Below are 1,201 nucleotides of genomic sequence, written 5' to 3'. Positions count from 1 at the left end.
CAAGCACGCTGCCGCCACCTTTCAGGGATGAACGCTGCCCCTTTTTACGACGCCTGCGGCGCGAAAGGACAACCCGCGCATTACCCAGCTTGATTACGGGCAAATCCCCCCGGTTAACTTTGATTCTGGCCTGCGGATTTTTGACCGTGGCCCTTTTCAGCCTGGCCCTTTCCTTTACCAGTTTCCGGCGTACCTTTGTCTCACGGGCAACTTGTGACGCCGACTGCGATATCGCGGATGAAGCAACGCGGTTAATGGCCATTGCGGCGGCACCAGGCACCGCCGTTTTGCTGATACGGCTGAGGTTTTCAACGGCCTGCTCAAGACCTTTTATGGCCATACATCCCCCTGTCAGCGGCGACGGTTAACGGCAGGCGGTACGCCCCGTCCAAGCCAGAGATGACAACTTCCGCCATCATCCGGCGAAACCCGATCTACCCAGAAATTTTCCTCACCGATGGTCAGCGTGTCTCCACGCCGCAGCTGCCGCACCTCATCAGTCCGGACAAACAGGGACGGGCTGGAGCCTTCAACGCGCACGCCCTGTCCGGCATAGCTGATATTTTCAGGGTCATCAAAAACACCACGTATCACCGCACCTGACTGCTCACCGGATGTCATGGTGGCTGACGTTCCCATGTACCCGCGTATCGTTTCATCGGCGCGGGCAATGGCAGCATCGCACAGGTTATCGAAATCAGCCACAGCGCCTCCCGTTATTGCATTCTGGCCAGGCCGCGCTCTGTCATTTCGGCTGCCACACCGGCAGAGACACGAAACGCCGTTCCCGGCAGCACAAATGCCACAGGTTCATCCCGCGTGGCGTGAAGTGCATCAGTATGCAGCTTCACCAGTGCCACGACCGTGACCAGTTCAGACGTATCCAGAATCACGGTATCCGGCTGCGCTGATCCCACCTCATTTTCATGTCCGGTCAGCACATTTTCCCGGCTGAGAGGGGTGTCCTGACCGGCAGTTTCATCCGTGTCATCAAGCTCCTCTTCCAGCTCTGCCACACGGAGCGCCAGTTCTTCTTTCGTCCCCGTCAGGCTGACATCACGGTTCAGTTGTTCACCCAGCGAGCGGAGACGGGCAATCAGTTCATCTTTCGTCATGGACTCCTCCACAGAGAAACAATGGCCCCGAAGGGCCATGATTACGCCAGTTGTACGGACACGAACTCATCAGGGTCAGCCAGCAG

Annotated in this window: 3 protein-coding genes; all 3 read right to left on the bottom strand. The window is 57.9% G+C overall.

Going from position 1 to position 1,201, the window contains the following annotated elements; genetic code table 11:
* The coding region (locus RTW80_RS25600) for a phage tail protein (RefSeq protein ID WP_312720861.1) at window positions 1–340 on the bottom strand (340 nt) is incomplete at its 3' end.
* A gap of 11 nt (window positions 341–351) precedes the next feature.
* Window positions 352–705 (bottom strand): head-tail joining protein, encoded by a 354-nt coding sequence (locus RTW80_RS25595; RefSeq protein ID WP_312720859.1) that lies wholly within the window; start codon window positions 703–705, stop codon window positions 352–354.
* Between the two features lie 11 nt (window positions 706–716).
* The gene (locus RTW80_RS25590; RefSeq protein WP_000158905.1) at window positions 717–1,115 is read right to left on the bottom strand and encodes a DNA-packaging protein FI; all 399 of its coding nucleotides are present in this window, start codon (window positions 1,113–1,115) and stop codon (window positions 717–719) included.
* Between the last annotated feature and the right edge of the window lie 86 nt (window positions 1,116–1,201).

The organism is Escherichia sp. AM3, assembly GCF_032029835.1.
Classification (GTDB): Bacteria; Pseudomonadota; Gammaproteobacteria; order Enterobacterales; family Enterobacteriaceae; genus Escherichia; species Escherichia coli.
The sequence above is the reverse complement of the archived record's forward strand: the minus strand, read 5'-3'. Positions and strand labels throughout refer to the sequence as shown.

What these genes read in the sequence shown, in the direction of transcription:
- RTW80_RS25590 (WP_000158905.1), bottom strand. Translation starts at nt 1,115, where the DNA reads ATGACGAAAGATGAACTGATTGCCCGTCTCCGCTCGCTGGGTGAACAA.